Annotated in this window: 5 protein-coding genes; 1 reads left to right on the top strand and 4 read right to left on the bottom strand. The window is 72.9% G+C overall.

The window, feature by feature from the left end:
- Nucleotides 1-162 precede the first annotated feature (162 nt).
- The 4 genes from ACFY3J_RS15660 to ACFY3J_RS15645 all read right to left on the bottom strand — a co-directional run bounded on the left by ACFY3J_RS15660 (nt 163) and on the right by ACFY3J_RS15645 (nt 5,688).
- Entirely contained in the window at nt 163-609 is a 447-nt protein-coding gene (locus ACFY3J_RS15660) for a hypothetical protein (RefSeq protein WP_384176118.1), read from the bottom strand.
- 7 nt (nt 610-616) lie between these two features.
- Nucleotides 617-1,831 carry a cyclic dehypoxanthinyl futalosine synthase gene (gene mqnC / locus ACFY3J_RS15655; protein WP_141359471.1) on the bottom strand — a complete coding sequence of 405 codons (1,215 nt, stop codon included), beginning with the start codon at nt 1,829-1,831 and terminating at the stop codon, nt 617-619.
- Between the two features lie 78 nt (nt 1,832-1,909).
- Nucleotides 1,910-2,710, bottom strand: a complete 801-nt coding sequence (locus tag ACFY3J_RS15650) for a prepilin peptidase (RefSeq protein ID WP_390841052.1) — start codon at nt 2,708-2,710, stop codon at nt 1,910-1,912.
- Nucleotides 2,707-5,688: a BTAD domain-containing putative transcriptional regulator gene (locus ACFY3J_RS15645; protein WP_390841051.1), complete on the bottom strand. Its 2,982-nt coding sequence runs from the start codon at nt 5,686-5,688 to the stop codon at nt 2,707-2,709. Before ACFY3J_RS15645 ends, ACFY3J_RS15650 begins: the two co-directional genes overlap by 4 nt.
- Nucleotides 5,689-5,938: 250 nt before the next feature.
- Between ACFY3J_RS15645 and ACFY3J_RS15640 the strand changes: the two genes are divergently transcribed.
- Nucleotides 5,939-6,583 carry a hypothetical protein gene (locus tag ACFY3J_RS15640; RefSeq protein WP_390841050.1) on the top strand — a complete coding sequence of 215 codons (645 nt, stop codon included), beginning with the start codon at nt 5,939-5,941 and terminating at the stop codon, nt 6,581-6,583.

Raw genomic sequence — 6,583 nt, 5'->3', positions numbered from 1 at the left:
CTAGGACGAGCGCCCAGCGGCATGGCAGGCGCCCGGCGGCATGGCGGACGCCCGGGGCTGGGACGGGCTTCACGGCTCCAACAGCCGAGGCGGGCGGGCGCCCGGCGGCTGAGGCGGGCGCCCAGCGGCATGGCAGGCGCCCGGCGGCTGAGGCGGGCTGGCTCAGCGTCTGCGGTGCACCAGGCGCCCCGCGCACACGGTGGCGAGGCAGGCGCCGCCGCCGTCGAAGACGGCGAGGTCGGCACGGCCGCCCTCCACCACCGCCGCCGGCCGGGGTCCGGCCAGGACGGCGACGTCGTTCCGGGCGGCGGCCTCCCGCAGTCCGGGCGCGTCCGCGTGCCCGGCGAGCACGGCCGTCGCGCCGCGCTTGAGGACCGCGTGGACACGCTCGCGCGGACTCGGCGCGTCCGGCAGCGGCCCCTCGTGGACGCGCGCGGGCCCGAGCACGCCCGGCCAGCGCCGCACGCGCGCGTGCGGGAACCGCCGCTCCAGCTCGGCGAGCGACCCCACGGCCGCGACCCGGGCGCCCTCGACGGCGACCGCACCGCCCTCGACAGGTTCCGCTTCCCAGTCGGCGCGGAACTCGTCCGCCGCGTGAATCGTCAGCACCCGTACCTCAGTTGGAGGCGAGCAGCTTCAGCTCGGGGTGGGCAGTCCCGCCCGCGATCGCCGTCGACGAGATGTGCGACATCACGCGGTCGTCGACCGGGTCGTTCGCCGGGTCGTCGTGGACGACGAGGTGCTCGTACGTCGTCGCCCGCTGCGCCGGAACCCGCCCCGCCTTCCGGATGAGCTCGATGATCTCCATCCGGTTGGAGCGGTGCTTGGCGCCGGCCGACGACACGACGTTCTCCTCGAGCATGATCGAGCCCAGGTCGTCGGCGCCGTAGTGCAGGGTCAGCTGGCCGACCTCCTTGCCCGTGGTCAGCCAGGAGCCCTGGATGTGCATCACGTTGTCGAGGAAGAGGCGCGCGATCGCGATCATCCGCAGGTACTCGAAGAGGGTGGCCTGCGTACGGCCCTTCAGGTGGTTGTTCTCCGGCTGGTAGGTGTAAGGGATGAACGCCCGGAAGCCACCCGTGCGGTCCTGCACGTCACGGATCATCCGCAGGTGCTCGATCCGCTCGGCGTTCGTCTCGCCGGTGCCCATGAGCATCGTCGAGGTGGACTCCACGCCCAGCCGGTGCGCGGCCTCCATGATCTCCAGCCAGCGCTCCCCGGACTCCTTCAGCGGGGCGATGGCCTTGCGCGGCCGCTCCGGCAGCAGCTCGGCGCCGGCGCCGGCGAAGGAGTCCAGGCCGGCCTCGTGGATGCGCGTGATGGCCTCCTCCACCGACACACCCGAGATCCGCGCCATGTGCTCCACCTCGGAGGCACCCAGCGAGTGGATCACGAGCTGCGGGAAGGCCTCCTTGATGGCGCTGAAGTGCTTCTCGTAGTACTCGACGCCGTAGTCCGGGTGATGGCCGCCCTGGAACATGATCTGCGTGCCGCCGAGTTCGACGGTCTCGGCGCAGCGCCGCAGGATGTCGTCGAGGTCGCGGGTCCACCCCTTCGCTGTGTCCTTGGGTGCGGCGTAGAAGGCGCAGAACCTGCACGCGGTGACGCACACGTTCGTGTAGTTGATGTTGCGCTCGATGATGTACGTCGCGATGTGCTCGGTGCCCGCGTACTTCCGGCGGCGCACGGCGTCGGCGGCGGCGCCCAGCGCGTGCAGCGGTGCGTGGCGGTAGAGATCGAGCGCTTCCTCGGGGGTGATCCGTCCGCCCGCGGCGGCACGGTCGAGGACGGCTGTGACATCAGGAGATGTGAGGTCGGCCTTCTCGGTCACCGGCGTCCCTTTCGCAGGATTCGTAAGGGTTGTGGACAGACCGAACCAGCCTACGTCAGCCGTTTCTCGGCGCTGACCTCAGGTTGCGTACGCGCCGATCAGAACTCCCGTGAAGGTCCCGGCGACAAGAAACGGCCCGAACGCGATGGCCGTCTTGCGGCCGGCCCGCCGTACGACGACGAGCGCGCCGCCGTACAGCGCGCCGAACAGGAAACCGGCGAAGGTGCCCAGCAGGACGACTGGCCAGCCGTACCAGCCGAGGACGGCGCCCGCCCCGAGGGCCAGCTTCACGTCGCCGAACCCCATCCCGGCGGGGTTGACGAGGAACAGCACGAAGTAGCCGCCGCTGAGCGCGAGGGCGCCGTACAGCGCGGTCGGCCAGTGGCCGGCGTGCCCGGGAACCAGGGCGGCCACGCCGAGGAGCGCGAGGGCGGCGCCGGCGAGGGGCAGGGTCAGCACGTCGGGCAGCCGCCTCACCCGGAAGTCGACCACCGCGAGCAGCACGCCGACCGGCGCGAGCAGCAGCCAGACGGCGAGTTCGGGCCGGCCACCGGTGGCCGCGGCGAGCGCGCCGCAGACGAGAGCGGTGACGGCGCACGCCGGCAGGGCGCGGGGGCCGTAGGAGGCGCGGTCGCGGGCGGGGGTGCCGCCGCCGATAAGGGTGCGGGGGGAAGCGCCGGGGGTGCCGGCACACTGCCCGCACCGTCCGCGTCCGATCCAGCCCCGTACCGGATGCCCGCCCGGGCAGCGCTCCCGCCACGACTCCCCCGACGACACGGAGAACCGGTACGCGGCCCGCGGCAGCGACGCACCCGCCACCGCGCCCCACAGCGCGGCGGCGGCGACCAGCGGCAGACCGGTCGACGGCACGGTGCTCATCCCGCCGCGGCGACGGCGCTGCGCCAGGCCGGCAGCAGTTCGTCGAGCAGGGCCTCGGTGCGCGGCGGCAGGCCGCGGGCTCCGCCGCGGCCGACGAGGTCGGCGGCGAGCGCCTGGAGGCGGGCGGTGTCACCGGTGGCGTGTGTGGCGCGCAGCAGCTCGTTCCACAGGCGCTCGTCGGCCGGGGCGGTGCGCAGCGCGGCGTCCAGCGCCTCGATCGCCTTCTCCGCGCGGTCCTTCTCCAGGTGGAAGGAGGACAGGGCGAGCCCGATGTCCGCGACGATGAGCGGCAGTTGGGCGTCGACGATCTCGTGGGTGAGCCACCGGTAGCGGCCCTCGGGCCGGTCGGCGAGCAGCGGTCCGCGCACCACCACCAGCGCGTCGGTGAGCAGCCGGCCGCGTACGGCCCGGCTGTCCGCGCCCTTGCCCTGTGTGGCCTCGTGGTACAGCGAGCGCAGCACGTCCAGGTCGGAGACGACGGACTTGGCGAGGGTGAGCCGCCCGGTGTCGTCCGTACCGAGCCGGGGGGTGCCGTCGGGGTCGGTGCCGAGCCAGGAGCGCAGCCGCTCGACGAGCGCGTCCCGCACGTCGTCGGTGACCCCGCGCGGCCACAGCGCGGAGGACAACACCCGCGGATGCACGCCCTCCCGGTGCAGGAGCAGCAGCGCCAGCGCCTCGTGCAGCAGCGCGCTGCGCTCGTCGTCCGGGGTGTCGAGGCCGATGATCTCGTACGGGCCCACGAGCCGCGCGTACACCGCCGGCCGCCCCTGTTCGCTGATGTCGACGAGGAACGGCGGGGTGGGCGCCGGCCCGTCGGGCCCGCTCTCCGGGTCGGCCTCGACGAACAGCTCGACCACCGCCTTCTGTTCGGCCGACGGCAGCATCTGGGCGTCGAGTTCGAGCCCGAGCAGCGGGGCGAGCAGCCTGCCCTCGCTGGTGATCTCCATCTCCCAGGCGGCGCCCGGCAGTTCGCCGGAATCGGTGCCGACGAGGTAGCCGATGCCCAACCGGCTGGCGTCGGCGGCGAGTTCGGAGAGGCTGCGGGCATCCTCGGCCGAGGGCTGAGCGGCCAGCAGCACCAGGTGCGGGGCCCAACGGGTGTGCTGCGCGGGACCAGTGCGGCCGGTGAGTACGGAGTCGTGCCCGGCGGCGCCCAGCGCGCCACGCCGCTGCCGCGTCTCGGCCTCCATGGTCTCGAGGAGCGCCTCGATGCCGTCGAGGTGGCGCAGGCGGTTGGGAGCGAGCGGGGTCAGGTCCTGACCGAAGCCGACGAGGGTGACGGTCATGCGGTCCGACCAGCCGTTGGTGGCGAGTTCGGCGGCGACCGAGGCGAACACGGCGGCCCGGTCGGAGGCGCGGCCGCTCAGCGAGACGATGCCGGGCACGGCCTCCAGGTTGAGCAGCAGGCGGGAGTCGTCCATGGTGCCGAGGCTGACGAGCCCGGGATACGGGGCGGCGGTCTCAGTCTCCTCGTACTGCTCGGCGTCGGCGCGCGCCAGCATCCAGAACGTCTCGTCCTGCCCGGTCTGCCAGGGCGCGGGCGGCTTGCCGGCCGGCTGGGCGAGCTGGAGGTGCAGGTCGCCCCCGGTGAGCCAGGCGGCGTAGACGACGGGCAGCGGCCGGGACTCGGCGGCGAGGGCGGCGGCGAGGGCGCGCAGGGACCGGTCGAGCCGCTGTACGCCCTCGGGGTCTGCGCCCACCAGCAGCGCGTCCTGCACGTCCAGCGCGTCCCCGGTCGGCGTCGGCGGCTCCATGCCGCGCCGCCCGCCGACGGCACCGAGCGCCGACTGCCACAGCGCCTGCCGGCGCCGGTGGCCGAGTGCGCCGAGGAGACCGGCGGCGAGGAGTGGGGCGCCGAGGAGGGCTTCGGGCAGTCCGAAGGAACGCCCGGAGGAGGCGGGGGTTGCGGTGCTGTCGTCGGCGTGCCGCTGCCGGTCCTGCCCGGCGTCGGGGGCGGGCCGCTGGGCGGGTACGGAGGCGTGGGAGCCACCGCCCTGCTGATGGCCGCCGCCCTGCGCGTGGTCGCCCCCGCCCTGGGCGTGGTCACCGGTCTTGGCGTAGTCGTGGATCTGCTGCCGCACCTGCTCGGAGACGCCCGGCGCGCCGTCGGGCATCTCGACGAGCTCGCCGCCGTGCGCGTCCGCCGGCATCTCCATGATCCAGCCGGGCCGGATGAGGCTGGCCTCGGACAGCCGGGAGCCGTCGGGCTGGACCCGGTCCTTGTTGAGTTGGTAGATCTCCTTGTACCGGCGCCCGTCGCCGAGGTGCCGCTGGGCGATCTCCCAGAGCGAGTCGTGGTGGCGTCCCTCGGGCGGCTGGATCCGGTAGTACTTCGTGTCGCCCTGCTTGGCCTCCGCCTGCGCGGCGGCGCTCGCGGCCTGCTCGGCGACGGCCGCCGCGGTGTTCGCGGCCTGCTCCCGCTGCTGCCCGAACAGTCCGCCCGGCGTCTGCTGCGCGGCGGCGACGGTCCCCTTCTGGTTCCCCTCCAGGCCGTGCCCGAGCTGCGACAGCCCCGGCGTGAAGCTGGCGGCCGTGGCCCCGACGAGCAGCAGCGCGGCGACGAGTTGCCGCGCGAGCAGCTGGCTGGGGCCGGCGCCGGGCACCCGCCCCGGCACCCCGACGCCGGAGAGCGCGGCCTTCATCTCCACGAGCACACAGGCGGTGAACTGCGCCCAGGCGAGCCAGACGACGACCGTCAGGATGCTCAGGAAGGTCTGGACGGTGATCTCCTGCTGGAGCCAGTCCAGGCTCGGTACGCCGTGCGGCAGCGGCCATCCGATCTGCGTGGCCAGCGCCAGCGGCACGCCGACGAGCAGGACGAGCAGGGCCAGGAAGGCGAGGAACGCCTTCACGAAGTCCCCGACCGTACGCCGCCGCACCCGCACCGGCTGCGGCGTCCGGTTCCTCGGGGCCGTCGAGCCTCCCGCCGGGTTTCCCGTCGGGCTTCCCGTCGAGCTTGAACTACGGCGTCGCGGCATGGCGGGTGTCCTGATGGTGTGTGAAGTGGGTGCGGTAAATGGGGCGTACTGAGCCTACAGAGATCCTATTGACGGGGGCGACACAGCTTCCGTCCCTCAACCCCGGACGCCCCCACGCCGTTCACAACAGCCACGCCGCACCTCTCGACTTCCCCCACAATCCCCCGCCGAGCACCCAAATTCTCCCCTGTCGCCCCTGATAGCTTCGTTGTCCGCTGCACACGTCGTCGTCCTCCGGGGGAGATCCACCGTGGCCCGCCGCGCCCTACCCGCCACCGCGCTCACCGCCATCGCGACCCTCACGCTCACCGCGTGCGGCGGGGGCGGGGGCGCCAAGTCCGATGCCATCAAAGGTGCGGAGACGGCAGGGGGCAGTCCGTCGGCTTCCGCCTCGGCATCTCAGGCGTCCGGGGTCCAGCGTCCCGACATCAAGCTCCCGACGGAGTTCCAGCTGACGTTCGACAGTTGGACGAGTGGTGACAGTGTCGAGCAGGCCATCCTCAACGACACCAAAGAGCAACTCCGGGCAGGTTACGCCGCGATCATCGCCAACGAGCCGGACGGCGGTAACGCCCTCGCCTTCTACGACACCAAGCCGGGTCTGTCACAGGACCGACAGTGGATCAAGACCTATACGAGCAAGGACCTCACCGTCTTCGGGAAACTGCCGGCGTACGACCCGCAGACCGTCCTCCTCGGTGACAGGAAGACGCGTGCCGTGGTGACGTACTGCACGGACGAGAGCAAGGCCTACACCAGGAACCGCAAGACGAAGGAGGTTCAGGGGAATCCCGTGGGTACGGACCCGAAGGTCCTCTACAGCGTCACGCTGGCCAAGAACGACGACGGAGTCTGGCAGAACGTCTCAACCCGTGCGAAGCGGGGCGGCTGCTGA

Origin of the sequence: Streptomyces sp. NPDC001231, assembly GCF_042896885.1 — a bacterium.
GTDB lineage: Bacteria > Actinomycetota > Actinomycetes > Streptomycetales > Streptomycetaceae > Streptomyces.
This window is presented reverse-complemented; position numbering and strand designations above follow the sequence as displayed.